The sequence below is a fragment of the Citrobacter sp. RHBSTW-01044 genome, assembly GCF_013781945.1.
In the GTDB taxonomy this organism is placed as follows: domain Bacteria; phylum Pseudomonadota; class Gammaproteobacteria; order Enterobacterales; family Enterobacteriaceae; genus Citrobacter; species Citrobacter braakii.
Genome location: NZ_CP056180.1, coordinates 3,717,525 through 3,741,874, shown reverse-complemented (window position 1 = coordinate 3,741,874; position 24,350 = coordinate 3,717,525). Strand labels below are relative to the sequence as shown.

The following is a 24,350-nucleotide window of genomic DNA, read 5'->3' as shown; positions in this document are numbered from 1 at the left end:
CTATCCGGCAGCGGGAGTCATCCGGGATACGCTGCGCTTCAGGCGACCGTAGAGCAGCAGCGACGACATTGCAGAAAACGACAGCAGCGCCGCCGGCAACGTCACGTAGTTGTAGGCAAAGCCCAGCGTCAGCATCATACCACCGCATCAGGCGCCAATCGCGCTGCCGAGATTAAAGGCAATTTGCCCCCCAGCCGCACCCAGCAGCTCACCCCCTTTAGCATTTTGCAGCAGCAAAATTTGCAGCGGCGCCGACAGGGCAAACAGGCCCGCGCAGCAAATAAAGGCGAAGATCAGCGACGCGGCTTTGATCCCGCCAAAGGCAAAGAGCAGCAGCAGAGCCAGCACAATTACAAAGTCGGTTATTACCGCAATACGCAGCGGCGTATAGCGGCCAGAAAGGCGACCGCTCAGCAGATTTCCCAACACCATCCCCAATCCCACCAGCATCATGATGAAGGTCATCAGCGCTTCGGAAAAGCCGGAGATGAACATCATGTACGGTTTGACGTAGCTGAACCAGGCGAAAACCCCGGCGTTACCAAACATGGTGGCGGAAAAGATGAGCCACGGGGCGGGGTTTTTCAAAAAGTGAAATTGTTCGCGCAGTTTCCCTTTTGCTTCATCGCTGATGTTGGGTACCCAAAAAGTTATCGAGACCATCACGGCGATATTAAAGACGGCTATCAGCAGAAACGTGTAGCGCCAGCTAAATTCCTGGCTCAGCCAGGTGCCGATGGGAATGCCAATCAGATTAGCAACGGTCATACCCGAAACCATGCCCGCGACGGCGGCGGTGACTTTTCCCGGACGGGCCAGCTTCGACAGGATAATCGCGCCAACGCCAAAAAACGCGCCGTGTGGAAAGCCGGAAACCAGCCTGCCCACCGCCAACATTAAATATGAGGAGGAGAGGGTGAAGATGGCGTTGCCGATCACGCACAGCGTGACCAGAAACAGCAGAATGTGCTTGAGCGAAAAACGATTGGAAAAGAGCGCAATAATAGGCGCGCCCAGCACCACGCCAAAGGCGTAAAACGAAATCATATGGCCAGCGGCAGGGATGGAAATTCCCACGTCCCGCGCCAGCTCGGTGAGTACACCCATGATGCCAAACTCGGCCATGCCCAGCCCAAATGTCCCCAGAGCTAAAGAGAAAATGACTTTTTTCATACCACCTGCCAACAAGAAAGACGCACGATGTGCGCCATAGCGGCGAACGTTCGCCGCCAATAGAGATAGCTTGCGGATAAGCGAAGTGGAATGCCATTTCATATCCGTCTTTGTGTATTCACGATCGTGCTATGTGCCGTGCCGGATAACGCTGGCGCATATCCGGCCTCCAGGTACTGAGCTGCTATCAGGCATCAACTGCAAACATTTTATCGAGTTTACTGTAGCCCAGTCCGTTGATTTTTTTGACCTTGATCTGCACCGGAATGCGTTCTTTCATCGCTTCAACGTGGCTGATGACACCAATGGTTTTGCCAGTGGCGTTGAGCGCATCGAGCGCATCCAGGGCGGTATCCAGCGTTTCGCTGTCCAACGTGCCGAAACCTTCGTCGAGGAACAGGGAGTCAATTCGCGTTTTGTGGCTGACCAGATCGGACAACGCCAGCGCCAGCGCCAGACTCACGAGGAAGCTCTCGCCGCCGGAAAGCGTACGCGTGTCACGCACGGCATCGGCCTGCCAGGTATCAACCACTTCCAGCTCCAGCGCTTCGCTGGCCTTGCGCTGCAACAGATAGCGACCGTGCAGACGGGTCAACTGGTTGTTGGCAAGCCAGACCAGATTATCCAGCGTCAGCCCCTGGGCAAACTTGCGGAATTTATCTCCCTCTTTCGAGCCGATCAGCGCGTTCAGATAGCCCCAGTCTTCGACCTGCTGTGCGACTTTCGTAATCTCGAGCATCAGCGCCTGCTGCTGCTGGCGGTTTTCACCATCCTGCTTGAGCTGCTGGCGAATTTCGCCCTGACGAGTGGTGTTCTCCCGTAGCTGCTGGGTGAGTTGCGCCAGCGCGTCGTGAAGATGTTGCACGGTGAGCGTGAGATCCACCCCGGTTGGTAGCTGTTGTTGATGAGTCGCCAGCGCCTGCTGCGCCTGATTAAGCAGCGTTTGCGCCTGCTGTCGCTGGCCTTCCAGTGATTGCTTCAATTGTTCAAGGCGGTTAAAGGTCTCTTCATCCAGCAGGGCGGCAACAAAGGCGTCGCGATCGGCAAAGATGCTGGCCTGCAATGCGGTATCAAACTGCGCCTGAATTTCTGCAGCGCGCTGAACCTCCTGCGCCTCCTGCTGCTGTAAGGTTTGCCACTGCCCCTGTAAAGAGAGGCAATCGTCGTGCACCTGCCGCCAGTTTTCCAGCGACAGATTCTCAATGTTTTCACCAAGCGCATCGGTTTCAGGCAGCGTTTCCAGCACCGGCGCAAGCTGGGCGATTCGAGCCTGTAATTCAGTCAGTTCGTTCTGGCGCAGCTGCCACATTTGCGCTTCGTTCGCCCGCTCGCTCAGCCATGAGGCGACTTCACCCTCGGCCGGAAGGGACAGACCATGACAGGCCAGCTCGGCGGTTAACGTTGCCTGACGCTGGTCAATATGCTGCTGGAGCTGAGTAATCTGCTCTGTGTGTGCGGTGATTTGCGCCTGCAGGGTATGACGCAGACTCAGCTGGTGAAGCTGCTGCTCGTGCTCTTCCTGGGCGGCAAGCCACGGGGCGATGTCATCCTGCGGTTGCAGCGTCACGTTGAGGCTGGCGGTGACTGTCTGCCACTCTTGAGTAAGTGCTTGCTCTTCCTGAGAAAGCGCTTGTACTTCGCGTTCATCGCGCTGAAGTTGCTGGGTTATCGCCTCAAGTTGACCACGTAGCGTTGAACCCTCATCGGCCAGCGTTTTGACCTCTTTTTCCAGCGCTTCACGCCGTGTCTGATTCACACTCAGTTCGAGCGTTTGATAGCGCTCAATCGCCGGGTGCGTGGTGGAGCCGCAAAGTGGGCAAGGCATGCCGGATTGCAATAATGCCCGCTGGCTTTCCAGATCTTTGATGCGGGCTTCCTGCTCGCAAATGATTCTCACATCGGCAAGCTGCTGATTTTTATCTTTATAGCGCTGACGCTTTTCTGTAAGCACCGCATTGCGCTGGGCCAGCTCCTGCTGACGCTGCACAAGCGTGGCGCGTAGCTGCGCCAGTTGCTTTTGCTTCGGGGCGATTTGCCCATGCAGATTACTCAGACGCTGGCGTAACGGACGAAGCTGCACATGTTGCGCCAGCGCTTCCGTTACCTGTTGTGCCGAAAGGGTCAGCGTGGGAAGCGCCAGCGCATCGAGCTTGCGCGTGTCGTTCTCCCGCAACTGCTGCCACTGGCGCAGTTGGGCGCTGGCGTCGGACTGTTGGGCCAGCAGCGCTTTCCATCCTGCCAGTTCGCTACTCCACAAACGGAAGCGGTCATGTTCCTTCAACCAGTCGGTTAACGTTTGCTGTCCGGCGAGCATAGCGGCCGACTGCGTTTGTGCCTGCTGACGAATACGTCCGCGCAGCGCTAAGCTGCTTTGTAAGCGAGCATTCACTTCCTGAATCTTCTGTCGCGTACGGTCAATCGTAGCCGTTTGTTCCTGGATTCGCTCCCAGTGTGGGCGTAACGCTCTGGCCGGGAGTGCCAGACTCAGCGCCGCCAGTTGCGGCTGCGCCTCTTCCTGCGCCTGAAGTGCAGCCTGTAATGCCTGCTGGTGGCGGTTTATCTCCGCCTGTAGCTCATTTTGCCGCATGAGCCAGTTGAGGTGCTGCTGCTGGGCTTGTTGGCTGGTAAGGTATTGTTTTTCTTCGTCAGTAAGTACCTGCAAACTTTCTGTCAGAGATTGCAGCTGTTCTGGCGCTAACAGCGCAACACCGCTGGCCTGGGCCTGCAGTTTTTCCAGTTCCGTACGCGCTGATTTGTGCTTTTCAAATACCATGGCGGAGATTTGGCCGTAGATCTCAGTGCCGGTCAGCTCTTCCAGCAGCTCGGCGCGTTCTTTCGGTTTGGCATTGAGAAATGCGGCAAACTGCCCCTGAGACAGCAGCATCGAACGGGTAAAACGTCCGTAATCCAGCCCGGTAAGCTCGGCGGTCATCTCCAGCTTATCTTTGACCTTATCGGCGAGGATTTTACCGTCGGAGCAGCGGGCCAGCTCTACGCGAGGGACCTGCAGATTGCCCTCCGGCTGATTGCGCGCCCGGTTCTGGCTCCAGAATGCGCGGTAGGCTTCGCCCCGCACCTCAAACTCGACCTCGGCCAGACACTCCGCGGTGTCGCGGGTCATCAGGTCGTTTTGCGACTGTGACACGGTATTCAGGCGCGGCGTTTCGTGGTACAGCGCAAGGCAAATTGCGTCCAGCAGGGTCGTTTTCCCCGCGCCCGTTGGCCCGGTGATAGCGAACAACCCGTTGCTGGCAAACGGTTCTGCCGTAAAATCGACTTTCCATTCTCCCTTCAGGGAGTTGAGGTTTTTCAGGCGCAGGCTGAGAATTTTCATGCTTCAGCCTCCCCGGCAAGCGTTTGTAAGGTTGCGCTAAACAGCTGGTTAAGCCGCTCACGCTGCGGTTCTTCGAGTTCTTCCAGCGCCAGGCGGCGGTCAAAAACCTCTGCCACGCTCAGCTCGCTTAACGTTTCACGTCGTTCATTGGCCATAATGCGTTCGCGCTGTTCACGACTGCGGCGCACCAGTAGCACCTCTACCGGTAAATCTTCGGTTAAGGCCTGGATCTTACGTTGCATATCATGCAGGTAGTCATCGGTGGTGATTTCAATATCCAGCCACACCGGTGGCTCTTGCTGCGCGCCGCGCCACTGCTCAAGCTGGGTAGTAATGGCGGCTAAATCGCCTTTCAGTACCGCAAGCTGCTGCGTAACCGGCACGGTGAGATTTTCAACGGCGCTGAGTTTCCCCGCGTCAAAGCTCACCAAATGTACACATTTGCTTTTGCCGCACTCGTCAAAACTGAGAGGAATCGGCGAGCCGCAGTAGCGAATATGTTCCGTGCCGCCGATAACCTGCGCCCGGTGAATATGTCCCAGCGCGATGTAGTCTGCCGGTGGGAAGTTTTGCGCCGGGAAGGCGTCCAGCGTACCGATATAAATGTCACGTACGGCGTCGCTTTTACTGGCACCGACGGTGGTCAAATGCCCGGTCGCAATGATGGGAAGATTGTGGTCGCCGCGCAGCGTGCAGGCATCCTGATACTGCTGCTGATAATAGTCGGTGATTGCGCCCAGTAAATGCTGCTGTTTTTCTTGTCCTGTCAGCCCGGCCTGGCTGGTGATGATGTCGCGCGGACGTAAAAAAGGCACCGGACACAGGATCGCCCCCGGCGTACCGTCGCGTAGCGGCAGTATCTGCGGCCCATGGCCAGCGCTGGCAACCACCGTGGTGTTGAGAAACGCCAGAATATCGCGGGATTCATTGAGCGTGGCGACGGAGTCGTGGTTGCCTGCCAGCACCACCAGATGACAGCCGGTTTGCTGCAGATTGACGACAAAACGGTTATACAGCTCACGGGCATAGCTAGGCGGTGAGCCGGTATCGAAAATATCGCCTGCCACAATAATGGCATCCACCTGCTGGGATTGTGCCGTTTCCAGCAGCCAGTCGAGAAAGGCCTGATGCTCGGCGGCGCGGCTCTTGCTGTAGAAGTTTTGGCCCAGATGCCAGTCAGACGTGTGAAGGATGCGCATAAGAGTTCCATGACGATAAAACAATGGCGGGGATTATAACCCTTCACGAGTGGGAATATCTTGTCTCCGGGCTGTCATAATTCGCCGGGCTGCGTTAAACCTGGACTATCTTTTCATAAATCTGTCATAAAACTGACGCATAATGGCACTGTATTGATGGCAAACGATTTAATTACAAACAGGGCAAATCATGGCGAGACGTATTCTGGTCGTAGAAGATGAAGCTCCAATTCGTGAAATGGTCTGCTTCGTGCTAGAGCAAAACGGATTTCAACCCGTTGAAGCCGAAGACTATGACAGTGCTGTGAACCAACTTAATGAACCCTGGCCGGATCTCGTCCTGCTTGACTGGATGCTTCCAGGCGGCTCGGGTCTACAGTTTATTAAACATCTCAAGCGCGAAGCGATGACGCGGGATATCCCGGTGATGATGCTGACAGCGAGGGGGGAAGAGGAAGATCGCGTCCGGGGGCTGGAAACCGGCGCGGATGACTATATTACCAAGCCCTTTTCTCCCAAGGAGCTGGTGGCGCGTATTAAAGCAGTTCTGCGTCGTATTTCACCGATGGCGGTCGAAGAGGTTATAGAGATGCAGGGGCTAAGCCTTGATCCCACCTCGCATCGCGTGATGACCGGCGAGGATCCGCTGGATATGGGGCCGACCGAATTCAAACTGTTGCACTTCTTTATGACTCATCCCGAGCGTGTCTACAGTCGCGAGCAACTCCTCAATCATGTCTGGGGAACCAATGTGTACGTGGAAGACCGGACAGTGGATGTGCACATCCGCCGCTTACGTAAGGCGCTGGAGCACAGCGGACACGATCGTATGGTGCAGACGGTTCGCGGGACGGGATATCGTTTTTCAACCCGCTTCTGACTGACAAGAATCAGGGCCTGAAGGATTAGGCCGTATAGGGAGTAAGACGTTTGCTAGAACGATTGTCATGGAAAAGGTTGGTACTGGAGCTGATCCTGTGCTGCATACCGGCATTTATCCTTAGCGCTTTTTTCGGTTACCTGCCCTGGTTTTTACTGGCGTCGGTAACGGGCCTGCTTATCTGGCATTTCTGGAATTTATTACGTTTGTCCTGGTGGCTATGGGTCGACAGAAGCATGACGCCGCCGCCGGGGCGAGGCAGTTGGGAGCCGTTGCTGTACGGGCTGCATCAAATGCAACTGCGCAACAAAAAGCGCCGTCGTGAACTGGGTAATCTGATTAAACGTTTTCGCAGCGGGGCGGAATCGCTACCCGACGCGGTGGTGCTGACCACTGAAGAAGGCGGTATCTTCTGGTGTAACGGACTGGCCCAGCAGGTTCTGGGACTGCGCTGGCCGGACGATAGCGGGCAAAATATTCTTAACCTGTTGCGCTACCCGGAATTTACACAATATCTGAAAACGCGCGATTTTAGCCGACCGATCAATCTGGTACTCAATACCGGACGGCATCTGGAAATTCGCGTGATGCCCTATACCGATAAGCAACTGCTGATGGTGGCGCGCGACGTTACCCAGATGCATCAACTGGAAGGTTCACGACGTAACTTTTTCGCCAACGCCAGCCATGAACTGCGTACGCCGCTGACGGTGTTACAAGGGTACCTGGAAATGATGCAGGAGCATCCGCTGGAAGGGACGACGCGTGAAAAAGCGCTGCATACCATGCGTGAACAAACGTATCGCATGGAAGGGCTGGTGAAACAGCTGCTGACGCTGTCAAAAATTGAGGCTGCGCCGACGCTACTGCTGAATGAGAAGGTCGATGTGCCCATGATGCTGCGCGTGCTCGAACACGAAGCGCAAACGCTGAGCCAGCAAAAACATACGTTTACCTTTGATGTTGATAACAGCCTGAACGTGCGGGGTAACGAGGAGCAGTTGCGTAGCGCTATCTCGAATCTCGTCTACAACGCGGTGAACCATACGCCAGCGGGAACGCACATTACCGTACGCTGGCAGCATGTGGCGTCGGGGGCGGAGTTTTGCGTGGAAGACAACGGTCCAGGCATTGCCGCCGAGCATATTCCACGATTAACCGAACGTTTTTATCGTGTGGATAAGGCGCGATCACGGCAAACGGGCGGCAGCGGACTTGGTATGGCCATCGTTAAGCATGCGCTGCATCATCACGACAGTCGCTTGAGTATCGAAAGCGAACCAGGCGTTGGGACGCGATTTAGTTTCGTGATCCCGGAACGTTTAATTGCCAAAATTAACGGTTAAGGCGCATTCGTAAGATAATCTTTCCAAAAGCCAGCGCAAGCTGGCTTTTTCTATGCGGTCAATATAACCATCCTGAATTTTACGACGTTTGGTTGTTTTTTGTTCGAACTATTACCCATACCTTTTTCCATGAAATGGTGTTTTGTGCTAACCACATTTTTCATATCGCTATATTGTTCTGGTTTTTGGATCCCACCTTGCTTTAAAACGTTATAAGCGTTTAAATTGCGCTCCAGGTGCTGTCATACCGACTGCATTTACGCGGTAAATCGAAAAACTATTCTTCGCCGCGCCAGTCTGGGAGTGTTTCCCGCTGGAATTGAGCAAAAATGCCGCTGTATTGTCCCCCAGGGAAAGGCAAAAATTTATTATTTTCAACACCACATCCACAGGCAGTAAGACTTTATGACCCATCAGTTAAAATCGCGCGATATTATCGCTTTGGGATTTATGACATTTGCACTGTTCGTTGGTGCAGGTAACATCATCTTCCCCCCAATGGTTGGTTTGCAGGCAGGTGAACACGTCTGGACTGCGGCTTTTGGCTTTTTGATTACCGCCGTTGGCCTGCCGGTACTTACCGTTGTCGCGCTGGCGAAAGTCGGTGGTGGTGTGGACCGACTGAGCACGCCTATCGGTAAAGTCGCTGGTTTGCTGCTGGCGACCGTGTGCTATCTGGCTGTTGGACCGTTATTTGCTACGCCGCGTACCGCAACGGTCTCTTTCGAAGTCGGGATTGCTCCGCTGACCGGTGACTCCGCGCTGCCACTGCTTATCTACAGCGTGGTCTATTTCGCGATTGTAATTCTGGTTTCGCTGTATCCGGGCAAACTGCTGGATACGGTTGGTAATTTCCTGGCTCCGCTGAAAATCCTGGCGCTGGTGGTCCTGTCTGTCGCCGCAATCGTCTGGCCAGCAGGCCCGATCAGCAATGCGATGGAAGCCTATCAAACTGCTGCGTTTTCTAATGGCTTCGTGAACGGGTATCTGACCATGGATACGCTGGGCGCGATGGTATTTGGTATTGTTATCGTCAACGCCGCTCGCTCGCGTGGCGTTACTGAAGCGCGTCTGCTGACCCGTTATACCGTTTGGGCGGGTTTGATGGCGGGTGTGGGCTTAACGCTGTTGTATCTCGCGCTGTTCCGTCTGGGTTCAGATAGCGCAATTCTGGTCGATCAATCTGCTAACGGCGCGGCAATTCTGCATGCGTATGTTCAGCACACCTTTGGTGGCGCAGGGAGCTTCCTGCTGGCGGCGTTGATTTTCATCGCCTGTCTGGTCACCGCTGTTGGCCTGACCTGCGCGTGCGCAGAGTTCTTTGCCCAGTACGTTCCACTGTCTTATCGTACGCTGGTATTTATCCTCGGCGGCTTCTCGATGGTGGTCTCTAACCTGGGTCTGAGCCATCTGATTCAGATCTCTATTCCGGTGCTGACGGCTATCTATCCGCCATGTATCGCACTGGTTGTATTAAGTTTTACCCGCTCATGGTGGCATAATTCTTCCCGCGTCATTGCACCTGCGATGTTTATCAGCCTGATTTTTGGTATCCTTGATGGCATTAAAGCTTCTGCAATTGGCGACGTGTTACCGGCCTGGACCCAGCGTTTACCGCTGGCGGAACAGGGGCTGGCGTGGTTGATGCCAACAGTCGTGATGGTGGTCCTGGCAGTTATCTGGGATCGTGCAGCGGGTCGACAAGTGACCTCCAGCGCACACTAATATCACTGACAATAAGTTTTAACCACGGGGCTATTAACATGGCCCCGTGGTTTTTTATTGTGTTAACAGGTTAGGAATCGATGGAAAGTAATAACAAGCTAAAGCGTGGGCTGAGCACCCGGCACATTCGCTTTATGGCATTAGGTTCAGCAATTGGTACCGGGCTGTTCTACGGCTCGGCCGATGCCATCAAAATGGCGGGGCCAAGCGTGTTGCTGGCCTATATTATCGGCGGCGTAGCGGCGTATATCATTATGCGCGCGCTGGGCGAAATGTCCGTTCATAACCCTGCAGCCAGCTCCTTCTCGCGCTATGCGCAGGAAAACCTCGGACCGCTGGCAGGCTACATAACCGGCTGGACCTACTGTTTTGAAATCCTGATTGTCGCCATTGCCGATGTGACTGCCTTTGGTATTTACATGGGCGTCTGGTTCCCGGCCGTACCGCACTGGATTTGGGTACTCAGCGTGGTATTGATTATCTGCGCCATCAACCTGATGAGCGTGAAGGTGTTTGGCGAGCTGGAATTTTGGTTCTCGTTCTTTAAAGTCGCCACCATTATCATCATGATTGTCGCCGGTTTTGGCATCATCATTTGGGGGATTGGTAACGGCGGACAGCCTACCGGTATCCATAATCTGTGGAGCAACGGCGGTTTCTTCAGCAACGGCTGGCTCGGCATGGTGATGTCGCTACAAATGGTGATGTTCGCCTACGGCGGGATTGAGATTATCGGGATTACCGCTGGCGAAGCCAAAGACCCGGAAAAATCTATTCCGCGGGCCATCAATTCCGTACCGATGCGTATCCTCGTGTTTTACGTGGGGACGCTGTTCGTCATCATGTCTATTTACCCGTGGAACCAGGTCGGCACTGACGGTAGCCCGTTCGTTCTGACGTTCCAGCATATGGGGATTACCTTTGCCGCCGGGATCCTCAACTTCGTAGTCCTGACCGCGTCGCTGTCGGCCATCAACTCTGACGTCTTTGGCGTGGGGCGTATGCTGCACGGTATGGCGGAGCAGGGCAGCGCGCCGAAAATGTTCGCCAAGACGTCGCGTCGTGGCGTGCCATGGGTGACGGTGATGGTGATGACCATCGCGCTGCTGTTTGCGGTGTATCTTAACTACATCATGCCGGAAAACGTCTTCCTGGTGATCGCCTCTCTGGCGACCTTCGCAACGGTATGGGTGTGGATTATGATCCTGCTGTCACAAATTGCCTTCCGTCGTCGTCTGCCGCCGGAAGAGGTTAAGGCGCTGAAATTTAAAGTGCCGGGTGGGGTTGTGACGACCGTCATTGGCCTGATTTTCCTGGTCTTTATCATCGCGCTTATCGGCTATCATCCGGATACCCGCATTTCGCTATACGTCGGCTTTGCGTGGATTATCCTGCTGCTTGCCGGCTGGGTTTTCAAGCGCCGTCGCGAGCGCCAACTGGCTGAAGCGCAGTAATATTTTTGCCGGGTAGCTTAATGTTACCCGGCAATTTTCTCCTCCCCCGCACTCCTCCCCCAATAAACGTTAAGATGATGAGTGATCCTGCACTTCGCTATGGCAAGGTGACGTCATTATCATCAAAGGGGATACGTGATGTTGAACGCCTGGCACCTTCCGGTTGCCCCATTTGTTAAGCAAAACAAAGATCAACTGACGATTACATTATGGCTGGCGGGGGAAAATCCACCCCAGCGGGTGACGCTACGCGCAGAAAACGATAACGAAGAGATTTCGTTGGGTATGCACAAGCAACGCAGCCAGCCGCAACCGGGCGTGACCGCGTGGAGAGCGGCGATCGATCTCTCCAGCGGACAGCCTCGTCGACGCTATAGTTTTAAATTACTTTGGCTCGATCGTCAGTTGTGGTTTACCCCGCAGGGATTCAGCCGTTTTCCGCCTGCGCGTCTGGAGCAGTTTGCTGTTGATGTGCCGGATAACGGTCCGCAGTGGGTCGCCGATCAGATTTTTTACCAAATTTTCCCGGACCGTTTTGCCCGCAGCCAGTCGCGTGAAGCGACTCAGGATAACGTCTATTACCACCACGCTGCCGGACACGATATTGTGCGGCGCGAGTGGGATGAACCGCTTACGGCCCAGGCCGGTGGGTCCACGTTTTATGGCGGCGATTTGGACGGCATCAGCGAAAAGCTGCCGTATCTGAAAACGTTAGGCGTCACGGCGCTGTACCTGAATCCGGTATTTACCGCGCCGAGCGTGCATAAATACGATACCGAAGATTACCGTCATGTTGATCCGCAGTTTGGCGGCGACAGGGCGCTGCTGCGTCTGCGTCACACCACCCAACAGCAGGGGATGCGCCTGATTCTCGACGGTGTTTTTAACCATAGCGGCGATTCACACGCCTGGTTTGACCGACATAACCGGGGAACGGATGGCGCGTGCCATAATCCGCAATCCCCCTGGCGCGACTGGTATCATTTCTCAGCCGACGGCGTCGCGCTCGACTGGCTGGGGTATTCCAGCCTGCCCAAGCTGGACTTTTCCTCTGAAAGCCTGGTGAATGAAATTTATCGCGGCGAAGACAGTATCGTTCGCCACTGGCTGAAAGCGCCGTGGAGTATGGACGGCTGGCGTCTTGACGTGGTGCATATGCTGGGAGAGGCCGGTGGTGCGCACAACAACCTGCAGCACGTGGCCGGAATTACGCAGGCGGCGAAAGAGACCCAGTCAGAGGCGTATGTGGTGGGCGAGCATTTTGGCGACGCGCGCCAATGGTTGCAGGCCGACGCGGAAGATGCCGCCATGAACTATCGCGGTTTTACCTTCCCGATATGGGGATTTCTCGCCAATACCGATATCTCATACGATCCGCAATTCATTGACGCCCGGACCTGTATGGCGTGGATGGATAACTATCGCGCGGGTTTGTCGCATCAGCAGCAGTTGCGGATGTTCAACCAGCTCGACAGCCACGATACCGCCCGTTTTAAATCTCTGCTCGGTAAAGACGTCGCACGTTTACCGTTGGCGGTGGTGTGGCTGTTTACCTGGCCTGGCGTGCCCTGTATTTACTACGGTGACGAAGTGGGACTGGATGGGAACAACGATCCGTTTTGTCGCAAACCATTCCCGTGGCAGCCTGAAAAACAGGACGCTAACCTGCTGGCGTTGTATCAGCGGCTGGCAACATTACGCCACCAGAGCCAGGCGCTGCGCCATGGTGGTTGTCAGGTGATTTACGCCGAGGATAACGTGGTGGTGTTTGTACGCGTGCTAAACCGCCAGCGTGTATTGGTGGCGATTAACCGTGGCCACGCCTGTGAAGTGGTCCTGCCAGCCTCGCCATTACTGAGCGTCAGTCAATGGCAGCACCAGGAGGGCAAAGGCGTGCTTGCCGAGGATATCCTGACGCTGCCGGCGATTTCCGCCTCGGTGTGGATGGGTCATTGATATAAGCGCGTAACATCCTGGCTTGCCAGCAGCGTTTCCCGCCACCAGCGCTGCGCCAGTCCATCGCGGTTATTGCGCCAGGCCATATAGGCCACGTCTTTTTGGCGAAATGAGATCACCGTTTTTTCCACCAGCTCGCCCGTGGCAAGCCACGGGTTAGCAATATGGCGGGGGAGAAATCCGCAGCCCAAGCCGGCCCGCAGTAGCATCACCTTACTGTGGAAATCATCAACGCGAATCTGCGCCTGCTCCTCCATCAGATTAGTTTGTAACGGATGACAAAAGCGGGCGCTGTCGCTAATGACAATCGCCCGGTGCAGGCACAGCTGTTCGTTAGTCAGGCCATCCGGTGCTGCGGCCAGCGGATGCTCAGGCGCAACGACAAACACATTGTCCAGCGTGCCAAGCATTTTGTAGGACCAGGCCGCTGACGTAGGCGGTTCATTAATCGCCCCCAAAATAATATCTGCTCCATTATGCGTCAGCTCCTCCCAGGAGCCCGCCAGCGTATGGTGGGTGAAGTTAAGGCGGGTTTGCTTATTCAGCGCGTGAAATTCATCGATAATGGGCAACAGCGAGGCGAAAGGGAAGGAGTCGTCCAGCGCAATCGCCAGCTCTTTTTCCCAGCCTGAACTCAGCTGCACCGCCTGCTTTTCGAGATCTTTTGCCGCACTCAGCAGCAAACGTCCCTTTTCCAGCATCATCTGACCGGTGTCGGTAAATTTTGCTCGGTGACCGGAACGGTCAAGCAACTCGATATTCAAATCACTTTCCAGCTTTTGAATCATATAGCTGAGTGCTGCAGGGGTTTTAAACAGCGATTCGGCCGCCGCAGCAAATGAACCCTGTTTATCAAGTGCGTCGAGAATTAGCAAAACATCCAGATTGATGCGCATAAGCAGAAAATATCCTGAAAATTAAACCCCTCTGTTGTACCGAATGGAGAAAAACAATGCCAGTGAATAAATTAGATGAGTCATGCGCATTTTTTTGATGTTGTTTAGGATATATCGCAACACAAAATTAATAGTTTCACTGGATGGTAAGTTTTCTTTAATAACTCGTTAGAAATTTCCCGCTATACTCAACAAGCTTTCTGATTCAGGATCCTGCTGCTGACGGCAGATACAGACCGTTGCCTTTTAACTTATTGATTAAGAAGGTGTGCTATGTCTATTCGGGAACTGATTGACCCTCAAAATTCAACGCTTATTTTTATTGATCATCAGCCGCAAATGTCATTTGGTGTGGCGAATATTGACCGCCAGACTTTGAAAAATAATACCGTGGCATTAGCGAAGGCCGGGAAAATATTCAATGTTCCGGTGATTTATACTTCTGTGGAAACGAAAAGTTTTAGCGGTTATATCTGGCCGGAATTGTTAGCGGTTCATCCTGATGTGAAACCAATTGAACGCACCTCGATGAACTCCTGGGAAGATGCGGCGTTTGTGAAAGCCGTGGAAGCGACCGGGCGTAAAAAATTGATTATCTCCGCGCTGTGGACCGAAGTATGCCTGACTTTCCCGGCGCTGATGGCGCTGGAAGCGGGTTACGAAGTTTATGTGGTAACTGACACTTCCGGCGGCACGTCCGTGGATGCCCATGAGCGTTCTATCGACCGCATGGTACAGGCGGGCGCCGTACCAGTGACCTGGCAACAGGTTCTTCTCGAGTACCAGCGCGACTGGTCCCGCAAAGAAACCTACGACGCCGTCATGGATCTGGTACGTGAGCACAGCGGCGCCTACGGTATGGGCGTGGATTACGCCTACACCATGGTGCATGGCGCGCCGGAACGTAAAGCCTAAATACACCTCATCCTTCATGTTGCCTCTTTGTAGGCTTCGTTTGCGTACCCCGGTCACTCACTTTGTCAGCTTCCGGGGATACACAATCTTGCCGCTTCGATGCGCCATGAATGATTTTGTGTATTGCTTCCGTGGCCTAAGCGGGCCTGTTTCCTCTCCACAAGGAACCCTTTATGGCGCAGAACAAACATGTGACGTTGGTGATTTCCCACACCCTGCTGCCTGAACAAGCGCAGCGGTATGAGCAGTGGCTGGGGAAAATCATGCCGGTGGCGGCCGAGTTTCCCGGTCATCTGGGGGCGAATGTGATTCGTCCTGCAGATGGCAACAATCTGTGGAACATCATTATCCGCTTCGACACGCTTGAGCATCTGTATAACTGGACCCAGTCCGATACGCGCCGCGTGCTGGTCGAAGAGATTGCCCCGCTGCTGGCGGAGGGGGATAAAACCGAAATCCGCACCGAAGCAGCGTTCTGGTTTACGCCGCCCGCGCCCCATGTACGTCAGCCCAGGCGCTGGAAACAGTTTCTGATAACCCTGCTGGTGATTTTTCCCAGCACCAATCTGGTGCCGTGGTTGACCGGCATTGTGCTGCCTGCCATGAAGGGCTCGTTACTCCTGCATTTGATCAATGATGCCTGTGTGGTTGCGCTGGTGGTCTGGTTCTGGATGCCCATCGTAACCCGTCTGTTTGCCGGATGGCTGAAAAAAGCCTGACCGGTTTCTCAGGAGATTGTTATGTCTCAAACTGCCACACTGATTCTGACTCACGGAAAAATTCATACTCTCGAAAGACAAAACCCGCAGGTCGAGGCGGTGGCGATCGCCAATGGTAAGATCCTGGCGACCGGTAGCCACGATCGCATCATGAGTTTTGCCACCGACGGGACGCAGGTTGTCGATCTGCAGGGACATACGGTGATCCCGGGCCTGAACGATTCGCACCTGCACCTCATTCGCGGCGGTCTGAATTACAACCTGGAATTGCGTTGGGAAGGCGTACCGTCGCTGGCGGACGCGCTACGCATGCTCAAAGAGCAGGCTGACAGAACGCCATCGCCGCAATGGGTGCGCGTGGTGGGCGGCTGGAGCGAATTCCAGTTTGCCGAACGTCGCATGCCAACCCTCGAAGAACTGAATGAAGCTGCCCCGGATACCCCAGTTTTTGTTCTGCACCTCTACGACAGAGCTTTGCTGAACCGTGCCGCACTGAAAGCAGTCGGCTACACCAAAGCGACGCCGGACCCGGCGGGTGGTGAGATTGTGCGTGATAGCAACGGTAACCCAACCGGGATGCTGATCGCCAAACCCAACGCCATGATCCTTTATTCGACGCTGGCAAAAGGACCAAAACTGCCGCTGGAAATGCAGGTCAACTCGACCCGGCAGTTTATGCGCGAGCTGAACCGTCTCGGGCTGACCAGCGCCATCGATGCAGGCGGTGGTTTTCAGAACTACCCGGAAGATTACGAGATAATTGAGCAGCTACACGCCAACAAACAGATGACGGTGCGCATCGCCTACAACTTGTTTACCCAGCGTCCGCAGCAGGAACTGGAAGACTTTGAGCGCTGGACCGATATGCTCAAACCAGGGCAGGGGACCGACTTCTACCGTGCCAATGGGGCAGGGGAAATGCTGGTCTTCTCGGCCGCGGATTTTGAAGACTTTCTCCAGCCACGCCCGGATCTGCCGGAAGGTATGGAAGATGAGCTGGAGCGCGTGGTGCGCCACCTCGTGGAGCACCGCTGGCCGTTCCGCCTGCACGCCACCTACGATGAATCCATCAGCCGAATGCTCGACGTATTCGAGAAGGTGAATCGCGATATCCCGTTCAATGGCCTGCACTGGTTCTTCGATCACGCTGAAACGATTACCGAACGGAATATCGAGCGCGTAAAAGCGCTGGGGGGCGGGATCGCTGTTCAGCACCGTATGGCGTTCCAGGGCGAATATTTTGTCGATCGCTATGGCAAAGATGCGGTCAAACATACCCCGCCAGTGGCGAAAATGCTGGCGGCTGACGTTCCGGTAGGGCTGGGGACTGATGCCACCCGCGTGGCCAGCTACAACCCGTGGACAGCGCTCTACTGGCTGGTTTCGGGCCGTACTGTGGGAGGGATGGCGATGTACGATGATAACAATCGCCTGCCGCGCGATGTGGCGCTGGAACTGTGGACGGCCGGTAGCGCCTGGTTCTCCAGCGAACAGGGTAAGAAAGGGCGCATCGAGAAAGACCAACTGGCCGACCTGGTGGTGCTGTCTAAAGATTACTTCAGTGTGCCGGAAGAGGAGATCAAAGGCATAGAGTCGGTAATGACCATTGTCGATGGCAAAGTGGTGTATGCGGCCGGGCATTTCACTCCGCTGGCGCCGCCGGCCATCCCGGTTGTACCTGACTGGTCGCCGGTGGTAAAAGTGCCGGGGCACTATCGCTCAGCGCCGCCTGCTGCGGCGAAAATTGGCGCAATGGTGCAGATGCACCAGTGCTGCGGCAGCTGCGGCGTACACGGTCATCAGCATGATATAGCGCGTAAATCGGCAATTCCGGTGTCAGATGACCGGGCTTTCTGGGGCGCGCTTGGCTGCTCCTGCTTCGCGTTTTAATCCCTCATCACAGCCCCTGGCCAAACGCAGGGGCTGATTGTCTATTCTGAAAAGCGGTTCATCGTGTTAACCGATATGGCGCAACTGCAACAATTTGTGTCATTCTGGTCTGTCTTTATACAGTGAAGGTGGAAACATGGATGAGCTGCTAACCCTTGGCTGCATTGTATTATTCTTCGCGCTGGTAGTGGTTCCTGGCCTCGCGATCGTGGCATTCAGACGCAGTGCGGCTGTACGTTCTGAGCTGATGGTCTTGCGCCGTCGGGTAGAGGAGCTGGAGCTGCGCGGTGTGGCGCAGACCAGCGCCGTTGAGCCAACGGCAGCAAAAGAAATTGTTCCTGCCGTTGAGCCAACGGCTGCGATGAGCAGCGTATCGCCGGAGCCTGTAACTGAGCCGCCGCCTGAGCCCGTTAACCCGTGGGCTTCACAGCCGAAGCCGGATAATGCGGCGGTATCTACGCCCGACGTCGAGCGGCCTTCTGCTTTTGGCGGGGTAATGTCATCGCTGGTGCGCTGGTTTATGCAGGGTAACCCGTTGGCAAAGCTCGGTATTTTGCTCCTGTTTTTGGGGCTTTCTTTCCTGCTGCGTTATACGGTCGAACATTCTCTGTTTCCGCTGGAGCTGCGTCTGGTGGCGGCCGCGCTGTTCGCTATTGTGCTGTTGGCGTTGGGCTGGCGGTTGCGGCATAAGCAACCGATCTATGCGCTGATATTACAGGGGGGAGCTACCGGAGCACTCTATCTCACCGTCTTTGGCGCGTTCCGGCTGTGGCAAATGCTGCCAATGACGCTGGCATTTGCGCTGCTGGTGGTGATTTGTGCGGCGAGTGTGGGGCTGGCTATTCTGCAAAAGGCGCTCAGCCTGGCGATGCTGGCAAGTCTTGGCGGTTATCTCGCGCCGCTGCTGCTTTCCACCGGCGGCGGCAGTCATGTCGCGCTCTTCTCTTTCTATCTTCTGCTCTCGGTCGGCATTCTCGCCATCAGCATCTGGCAGCACTGGCGGGAGCTTAATCTGCTCGGCCTGTTGTTCACCTTCGGCGTTGGCGGGATGTGGGGCCTGGAGGGCTATCGACCAGAGTATTACCTGAGTTGCCAACTGTTCCTGATCGCCAACACGATTATTTTTGGCGTGCTGAGCGTGGCGTTGTCGCTCCGGGCGCAGGAAAAAGGCAAACAGATTATTGACGGCGTACTGCTGTTTGCCCCACCGCTGATCGGTTTTGGAATGCAGTATGCCATTACCCGGCATATGGCTTATGGTCCGGCGCTTAGTGCGCTGGGCTACGGTGGTTTCTATCTGGTGTTAGCAAAGTTTGCGTTGCGCCGTTCCTCTTCTCTGGGGAGACCTCTGGTATTGTCCGCCCTGGCGCTCGGTGGTGCGTTTACCACGCTTGCTATCCCGTTGGCGCTTTCAGCCCGTTGGACGGCGATGGCCTGGTCGCTGGAGGGGCTTGGGATCCTCTGGCTGGGCGTGCAACAACAGCAACGACGCATGAGTTATAGCGGTACGGCGCTGCTCGTGCTGGCCGTGGGGAGCGCGCTATGGGCGCTGGCGAACGGAACAACCGCGCTCTCAGTCATGCTGATTTTTGCCGTGCTCAGCCTCAGTTGGCTGGTTGCTGCATGGCTATGGCGCAACATTTGGATGCCGGGCAGTTGGGCGCTACTCGCTGGTGGTTTGGTTTTCTGGATTGTTGCGCTCGTTGCGGCATCGCAACTCGTTCTGAAACAGGATCGGTGGGTACTGTCTGGCGTGCTGGCATTAATGGCGGTATCGAGCTGGGGCTGGCGAAGTATCGCGGGTCGCCTGGCGTGGCGGGAGCTGGATGCCAGTAAATGGCTGCTGTGGCCGATGATGCTGGTGATGCTGATGTATCAGATCGCTGTACAGCAGATTTTTGCGGCGGGCTGGCCGAATCTGGCCTGGTGCGCGGCGCTAATTGTTGCGGTAGCGCTGCTCTGGCGTGACGCACAAATATTACCGCCAATGCTTTCCAGACTGGCGCATTTATCGTTCTTCTGGATGATTTTACTGGCGCTCGCGGTTGAGCTGTTCTGGTTCGCGCAGGGGCTGCCGTGGGGAAGGGCTGCGTGGGGTAGCGGCCTGATGATGGCGGCTGGCGGGCTGCTTATTTTCCTGATTTATCAGTCTGTTCATCGACAAATCTGGCCGTTTCGCATCTGGCCGGCCCTCTATTCTGTTCAGGCGATGGTTCCCGTTGTGCTGGTGCTGGTCGGTCTGCTCGTGCTGACGAATTTACAAGATGGCGTGGTTTATCGTCAGACTTATCTGCCGTTGCTCAACCCGCTGGAAGAGGGCGCAGCTTTTGCCCTGCTGGGCTTGGTGGTGTTTTATCGCGCGTCTGAACGCTATTTCCCGGCGCAGCTTTCGGTATGTCGCCCATGGCCGGTTGTGGCGCTGATGGCGCTCAGCTTTTGGTGGCTCAATGGTGTGCTGCTGCGCGCATTGTCCTGGTATGGCGAGGTTGCGTGGCGTGTAGACACACTATGGGATTCACGGCTGATTCAAACCTGTTTTGCTCTGTTCTGGATGCTGGCGGCATTGGTGGTGATGCTGCGGGCGACCCGGCGCCGCTCGCGTCGGGAATGGCTGTGTGGCGCGGTATTGCTGGGGATAGTCATTGTGAAACTGATGCTGGTGGACAGCGCAGGAGGAGGCGGCCTGGCGCGCGCGGTTGCGTTTATCGGTGTGGCCATTCTGGTGTTGATTATCGGGTATTTTTCACCATTACCGCCCAAAGCTGGAGAAGAAAAATGAAATGGATGAAAGCGGTGTTATGCAGCGTACTGCTGGGCGTGACAGGCGCGGCGGTAAGCAGCGATGAAGTGAAAGAGTCTCCGGCGGACTACGTAACGGGGGTGACGCTGGAAACTACGGGCACATCGCCGTGGTATCGCCTTTCGCTACCTCCGGCGGTGTATCCGGGTACCGCCTGGGCGGATTTGCGCGATGTCCGGGTCTTTAACCATCTGGGGGAGACGGTGCCGTTTACTCTGGTGGCGCAGAAAACCCAGCCCGTTACGCCAGAGGCAGTGGCGCTGCGTTTTTTCCCGCTTGATATGTCACCGGTTGCGCCGCGTGAGGAGGGGCAACGAGGCGGAGACGCTATTGTTTTACGCTCGAAGAGCGGCATTGAAATTCATTTGCAAAGTGATGATGTCAAAGCGCTCGGCCAGAGCTATTTACTGACGCTCCCGGAAGAGACGAAAGATGCCTTTTCACTGGCGCAGTTACGCCTGAACTGGGACTCGCAGGCGGGCAACTGGCAGGGGAAAGCCTCGGTTTATGCAAGCAGTGATTTGCGCTACTGGCGACCCGTGCAGGAAGATGCGCCGTTAATGGATCTGACGCGTGATAACGATCGCCTGAAAATGGACACCATCAGCGCCAGCCTCACGCTTTCTGTGGAGGCGACTCGCTACCTGCTTGTGATCCTCGACTCGCAAAGTCCGGCGCTGACGTTAAACAGCGTGAGCGCGATAGCGGCCAGCAGCGAGCCGGAATCCGAGCGTATCGTGATTGAAGCCCAGGGGAATAAGGTTTCGGATGACGAAGCCGTCTGGCGATGGGCGCAGCCCCAGCCGCTGACCTCGCTTCGCATCGATCTGGAAAGTGAAGGTGTTTTACCGGTGGAACTGGCCTGGCGCAGCGCTGAAAAAGAGCCCTGGCAGCCGCTGACAAAAACCATGCTTTACAATCTGGACTGGAGGAGTTCGGAAGATATTCGTCTTTCCGGTCAGTTGGTTGAGGCCGTCCGGATGACGACCATTAACGCCCGGTTGCCAGAGAGGCTGCCTGAGTTGAGCGGCATGCGCGACAGTTATCAACTGGTGTTTAATACGCAGGGCAAAGGGCCTTATATGCTGGCGTGGGGAAACCGGGCGGCGAAAAAGGCTGATGTTGGTCTCGATATGCTGATCCCGGCGTCGCTGCGTAAATCGCAGGAGATAGATTATCTACCGTGGGCGACTCTTCAGGAGAGCGTGGCGCTTGGTGGTGAAGCGCGATTGACGGCAACGTCAGTAGCTGAGCAACAAAGCCAGTGGAAAACGCTGTTGGTGTGGGGGGCGTTAATTCTTGGGGTCGCCGTACTGGCGCTTATGGCGTGGCGAATCTGGCGTGAAGTGAAAAAGGATAATCCGACATAGACCAATAAAAAAGGCCCGCATTTGCGGGCCTCTTACGATTCATGCCAATTACAGGCTGGAAACGTTCTCGGTCAGGTATTTTGCCACGCCGTCCGGAGACGCGTTCATACCTTCTTTACCTTTTTCCCACTGTGCCGGGCAAACGTCGCCGTGCTCTTCGTGGAACTGCAGCGCGTCAACCATGCGCAGCATTTCGTCGATGTTACGACCCAGCGGCAGATCGTTAACCACCTGGTGGCGAACAACGCCGTTAGCGTCGATCAGGAAAGAACCGCGCAGAGCAACGCCCGCTTCCGGGTGTTCGATGCCGTAGGCTTTCTGGATTTCGCGTTTGATGTCAGCAACCATTGCGTATTTCACTGCACCGATGCCGCCTTTGTCGACAGGGGTGTTACGCCATGCGTTGTGGACAAATTCAGAGTCGAAGGAAACGCCAACAACTTCCACGCCGCGCTTCTGGAATTCTTCGTAACGTTTGTCGAAAGCGATCAGTTCAGACGGGCAAACGAAGGTGAAGTCCATCGGCCAGAAGAACAGAACGGTAGTTTTACCGTTGGTATGCTGTTTGAAGTTGAAGTTTTCAACGATCTCACCGCTACCTAGTACCGCAGCTGCTGTGAAATCCGGAGCCTGACGAGTTACCAGTACCATATAATTCTCCTGCAATGTTAAGGGGTTTTTGGAACGCAACGCGGGCCAGTATAGAGAGTGTTCGGGAATAAGACAAAGAGGCGCTGGCAATCAATGAGACAGGTTTTGTCTATCAATCTTTTGCCGGATGGCGGCTACTGCTTATCCGGCGGCTAATACGGGCTGTAGTCAAAGGGTTTTACGCTGCGCCTGTTCCATCATTTGCGGATAAAACTGCCAGAATCGTTCCTCTAACGCATCGTAATGCGTATCCAGGTCATACCATGAGTCACGCAGGGCATCGAGTCGTGGGCGGCGGCTGGCCATGCCATTCAGGACGTTCTGGATAAAATCCATGTCCCGATAGCGCTCAAGCCATTTCTCTGACCATATATAGTTGTTTAAATTGATAAAGCGCGGTGGCGATTCAGGCAAAATAGTGGTCACCTGGGTGCGAGCATAGCGCACAAAGTCCGCCAGCGGGAAGTCGGGGGATATTTCCGACCAGTGGCGCGACAGAAAATGATCCCACATTACGTCCAGCGTAATTGGCGCGACACGGCGCGTTTCGCTGCGAAACCACTCTTTGGCTTCACGCACCTGCGGCAGGTTATCGGTCATCACGTCGATACGACGATGCATGAAGATGCCTTCCACCACGTCAGGCGAAAAGTGCGTTTCCGGATTGCCCCGGACAAAGTCGGCCAACAAATTGCCGGAAAGTGAGCTGTCGGCAAGGTGAGCCAGATGCAAATGTGCAAGAAAATTCATATCCACTTCATCCTTCAAACGACCTCTTTGTTGGCTGCCTTCACTCACCCCAGTCACTTACTTGAGTAAGCTCCCGGGGACTCATTCAGTTGCCGCCTCGATGCATCTTGAATGATTTTGTGTATAGATTATGTCTCTTAACTTGAGGGGTAAAGGTTGCAGGGAGGACGCCCCGGCACTAGACTACCCGCCTCTTATTTTAGTCTGAGTCAGTGTCATGCGCGTTACCGATTTCACCTTTGAACTACCCGAATCCCTGATTGCCCACTATCCGCAAGCTGAGCGCAGTAGTTGCCGCTTGCTGTCTTTGGACGGGCCGACGGGCGCGCTGACGCACGGTACTTTCACCGATTTGCTCGATAAGCTCAACCCTGGCGATTTGCTGGTCTTTAACAACACCCGCGTTATTCCGGCGCGTCTGTTTGGCCGTAAAGCCAGCGGCGGCAAGATCGAAGTGCTGGTCGAGCGTATGTTGGATGACAAACGTATTCTGGCGCATATTCGCGCCTCGAAAGCGCCAAAGCCGGGGGCCGAGCTGCTGCTGGGCGACGACGAAAGTATTAAAACAACGATGGTGGCACGCCATGACGCGCTGTTTGAAGTCGAGTTTAACGACGAGCGCAGCGTGCTGGATATCCTTAACGCCATCGGCCATATGCCGCTGCCACCGTATATTGACCGTCCGGATGAAGATGCCGATCGCGAGCTGTATCAGACCGTGTATAGCGAAAAGCCCGGTGCGGTCGCCGCGCCGACTGCGGGTCTGCACTTTGACGATCCGCTGCTGGCTAAGCTGCGCGATAAAGGCATTGAAATGGCGTTCGTCACGCTTCACGTGGGCGCGGGGACTTTCCAGCCGGTGCGCGTAGACACCATCGAAGATCACATCATGCACTCCGAATATGCGGAAGTGCCGCAGGATGTCGTTGATGCTGTGCTGGCGGCGAAAGCGCGCGGCAACCGCGTGATTGCGGTGGGCACCACCTCCGTACGTTCACTGGAAAGCGCGGCACAGGCGGCCAAAAACGACCTTATCGAGCCGTTTTTCGGCGATACGCAAATATTCATTTATCCTGGCTATAAATATCAGGTGATTGATGCCCTGGTAACCAACTTCCACCTGCCGGAATCAACGCTGATCATGCTGGTTTCCGCGTTTGCTGGTTATAAAAACACCATGCACGCCTATCATGAAGCGGTAAAAGCGGAATATCGCTTTTTTAGTTACGGTGATGCGATGTTTATCACGTACAATCCGCAGGCTATTTCTGAGCGTGTCGGGGAATAAATCC

16 protein-coding genes and 1 pseudogene are annotated in these 24,350 nt (G+C 55.2%); 11 read left to right on the top strand and 6 right to left on the bottom strand.

Going from position 1 to position 24,350, the window contains the following annotated elements; translation table 11 throughout:
- From araJ to sbcD, 3 genes and pseudogenes are all read right to left on the bottom strand, one after another.
- Positions 1-1,173, bottom strand: a pseudogene (gene araJ, locus HV352_RS18160) (MFS transporter AraJ).
- Positions 1,174-1,360: 187 nt separating this feature from the next.
- Complete coding sequence (gene sbcC / locus HV352_RS18155; RefSeq protein WP_181634952.1) at positions 1,361-4,507, bottom strand: exonuclease subunit SbcC; 3,147 nt, start codon at positions 4,505-4,507, stop codon at positions 1,361-1,363.
- Complete coding sequence (gene sbcD, locus HV352_RS18150) at positions 4,504-5,706, bottom strand: exonuclease subunit SbcD (RefSeq protein WP_115190901.1); 1,203 nt, start codon at positions 5,704-5,706, stop codon at positions 4,504-4,506. The genes sbcC and sbcD overlap by 4 nt, the downstream gene beginning before the upstream one ends.
- 190 nt (positions 5,707-5,896) lie before the next feature.
- Here sbcD and phoB point away from each other — a divergent pair, with 190 nt between their 5' ends.
- From phoB to malZ, 5 genes are all read left to right on the top strand, one after another.
- The gene (gene phoB / locus HV352_RS18145) at positions 5,897-6,586 is read left to right on the top strand and encodes a phosphate response regulator transcription factor PhoB (protein ID WP_003021496.1); all 690 of its coding nucleotides are present in this window, start codon (positions 5,897-5,899) and stop codon (positions 6,584-6,586) included.
- Between the two features lie 50 nt (positions 6,587-6,636).
- Positions 6,637-7,932, top strand: coding sequence for a phosphate regulon sensor histidine kinase PhoR (gene phoR, locus HV352_RS18140; RefSeq protein WP_181634951.1), 1,296 nt, complete (start codon positions 6,637-6,639; stop codon positions 7,930-7,932).
- Positions 7,933-8,337: 405 nt separating this feature from the next.
- Positions 8,338-9,657, top strand: a complete 1,320-nt coding sequence (gene brnQ / locus HV352_RS18135; RefSeq protein ID WP_016152017.1) for a branched-chain amino acid transporter carrier protein BrnQ — start codon at positions 8,338-8,340, stop codon at positions 9,655-9,657.
- Positions 9,658-9,737: 80 nt separating this feature from the next.
- Positions 9,738-11,111 (top strand): proline-specific permease ProY, encoded by a 1,374-nt coding sequence (proY, locus tag HV352_RS18130; protein ID WP_016152018.1) that lies wholly within the window; start codon positions 9,738-9,740, stop codon positions 11,109-11,111.
- A gap of 138 nt (positions 11,112-11,249) precedes the next feature.
- Positions 11,250-13,067 carry a maltodextrin glucosidase gene (gene malZ, locus HV352_RS18125; RefSeq protein WP_181634950.1) on the top strand — a complete coding sequence of 606 codons (1,818 nt, stop codon included), beginning with the start codon at positions 11,250-11,252 and terminating at the stop codon, positions 13,065-13,067.
- On the opposite strand, the gene HV352_RS18120 is transcribed toward malZ, so the two are convergent.
- Entirely contained in the window at positions 13,061-13,963 is a 903-nt protein-coding gene (locus HV352_RS18120; protein WP_049042268.1) for a LysR family transcriptional regulator, read from the bottom strand. The genes malZ and HV352_RS18120 overlap by 7 nt on opposite strands.
- A 273-nt stretch (positions 13,964-14,236) precedes the next feature.
- On the opposite strand from HV352_RS18120, the gene HV352_RS18115 reads away from it, so the two are divergent.
- The 5 genes from HV352_RS18115 to HV352_RS18095 all read left to right on the top strand — a co-directional run bounded on the left by HV352_RS18115 (position 14,237) and on the right by HV352_RS18095 (position 21,657).
- Positions 14,237-14,878 carry a hydrolase gene (locus HV352_RS18115; protein WP_003021513.1) on the top strand — a complete coding sequence of 214 codons (642 nt, stop codon included), beginning with the start codon at positions 14,237-14,239 and terminating at the stop codon, positions 14,876-14,878.
- A gap of 173 nt (positions 14,879-15,051) precedes the next feature.
- Positions 15,052-15,597, top strand: coding sequence for an antibiotic biosynthesis monooxygenase (locus HV352_RS18110; protein WP_016152022.1), 546 nt, complete (start codon positions 15,052-15,054; stop codon positions 15,595-15,597).
- A gap of 21 nt (positions 15,598-15,618) precedes the next feature.
- Positions 15,619-17,487: an amidohydrolase gene (locus HV352_RS18105; protein ID WP_016155848.1), complete on the top strand. Its 1,869-nt coding sequence runs from the start codon at positions 15,619-15,621 to the stop codon at positions 17,485-17,487.
- A gap of 136 nt (positions 17,488-17,623) precedes the next feature.
- Positions 17,624-20,266, top strand: a complete 2,643-nt coding sequence (locus HV352_RS18100; RefSeq protein ID WP_181634949.1) for a DUF2339 domain-containing protein — start codon at positions 17,624-17,626, stop codon at positions 20,264-20,266.
- A complete protein-coding gene (locus HV352_RS18095; RefSeq protein ID WP_181634948.1) occupies positions 20,263-21,657 on the top strand; it encodes a DUF3999 domain-containing protein in 1,395 nt (464 codons plus the stop codon). Before HV352_RS18100 ends, HV352_RS18095 begins: the two co-directional genes overlap by 4 nt.
- Before the next feature lie 48 nt (positions 21,658-21,705).
- Here HV352_RS18095 and HV352_RS18090 read toward each other — a convergent pair whose 3' ends face one another.
- Both HV352_RS18090 and acpH read right to left on the bottom strand, forming a co-directional pair.
- Positions 21,706-22,308, bottom strand: a complete 603-nt coding sequence (locus HV352_RS18090) for a peroxiredoxin (RefSeq protein WP_003021524.1) — start codon at positions 22,306-22,308, stop codon at positions 21,706-21,708.
- A gap of 168 nt (positions 22,309-22,476) precedes the next feature.
- Positions 22,477-23,058: an ACP phosphodiesterase gene (acpH, locus tag HV352_RS18085; protein ID WP_016155851.1), complete on the bottom strand. Its 582-nt coding sequence runs from the start codon at positions 23,056-23,058 to the stop codon at positions 22,477-22,479.
- A gap of 217 nt (positions 23,059-23,275) precedes the next feature.
- Here acpH and queA point away from each other — a divergent pair, with 217 nt between their 5' ends.
- Positions 23,276-24,346 carry a tRNA preQ1(34) S-adenosylmethionine ribosyltransferase-isomerase QueA gene (queA, locus tag HV352_RS18080; protein WP_181634947.1) on the top strand — a complete coding sequence of 357 codons (1,071 nt, stop codon included), beginning with the start codon at positions 23,276-23,278 and terminating at the stop codon, positions 24,344-24,346.
- Positions 24,347-24,350: the final 4 nt, after the last annotated feature.

Coding starts and splice junctions, on each gene's coding strand:
- malZ (WP_181634950.1), top strand. CDS start 11,250: ATGTTGAACGCCTGGCACCTTCCGGTTGCCCCATTTGTTAAGCAAAAC.
- queA (WP_181634947.1), top strand. CDS start 23,276: ATGCGCGTTACCGATTTCACCTTTGAACTACCCGAATCCCTGATTGCC.
- brnQ (WP_016152017.1), top strand. CDS start 8,338: ATGACCCATCAGTTAAAATCGCGCGATATTATCGCTTTGGGATTTATG.
- HV352_RS18120 (WP_049042268.1), bottom strand. CDS start 13,963: ATGCGCATCAATCTGGATGTTTTGCTAATTCTCGACGCACTTGATAAA.
- HV352_RS18115 (WP_003021513.1), top strand. CDS start 14,237: ATGTCTATTCGGGAACTGATTGACCCTCAAAATTCAACGCTTATTTTT.
- HV352_RS18105 (WP_016155848.1), top strand. CDS start 15,619: ATGTCTCAAACTGCCACACTGATTCTGACTCACGGAAAAATTCATACT.
- phoB (WP_003021496.1), top strand. CDS start 5,897: ATGGCGAGACGTATTCTGGTCGTAGAAGATGAAGCTCCAATTCGTGAA.
- sbcC (WP_181634952.1), bottom strand. CDS start 4,507: ATGAAAATTCTCAGCCTGCGCCTGAAAAACCTCAACTCCCTGAAGGGA.
- acpH (WP_016155851.1), bottom strand. CDS start 23,058: ATGAATTTTCTTGCACATTTGCATCTGGCTCACCTTGCCGACAGCTCA.
- HV352_RS18110 (WP_016152022.1), top strand. CDS start 15,052: ATGGCGCAGAACAAACATGTGACGTTGGTGATTTCCCACACCCTGCTG.
- HV352_RS18095 (WP_181634948.1), top strand. CDS start 20,263: ATGAAATGGATGAAAGCGGTGTTATGCAGCGTACTGCTGGGCGTGACA.
- HV352_RS18090 (WP_003021524.1), bottom strand. CDS start 22,308: ATGGTACTGGTAACTCGTCAGGCTCCGGATTTCACAGCAGCTGCGGTA.
- proY (WP_016152018.1), top strand. CDS start 9,738: ATGGAAAGTAATAACAAGCTAAAGCGTGGGCTGAGCACCCGGCACATT.
- sbcD (WP_115190901.1), bottom strand. CDS start 5,706: ATGCGCATCCTTCACACGTCTGACTGGCATCTGGGCCAAAACTTCTAC.
- HV352_RS18100 (WP_181634949.1), top strand. CDS start 17,624: ATGGATGAGCTGCTAACCCTTGGCTGCATTGTATTATTCTTCGCGCTG.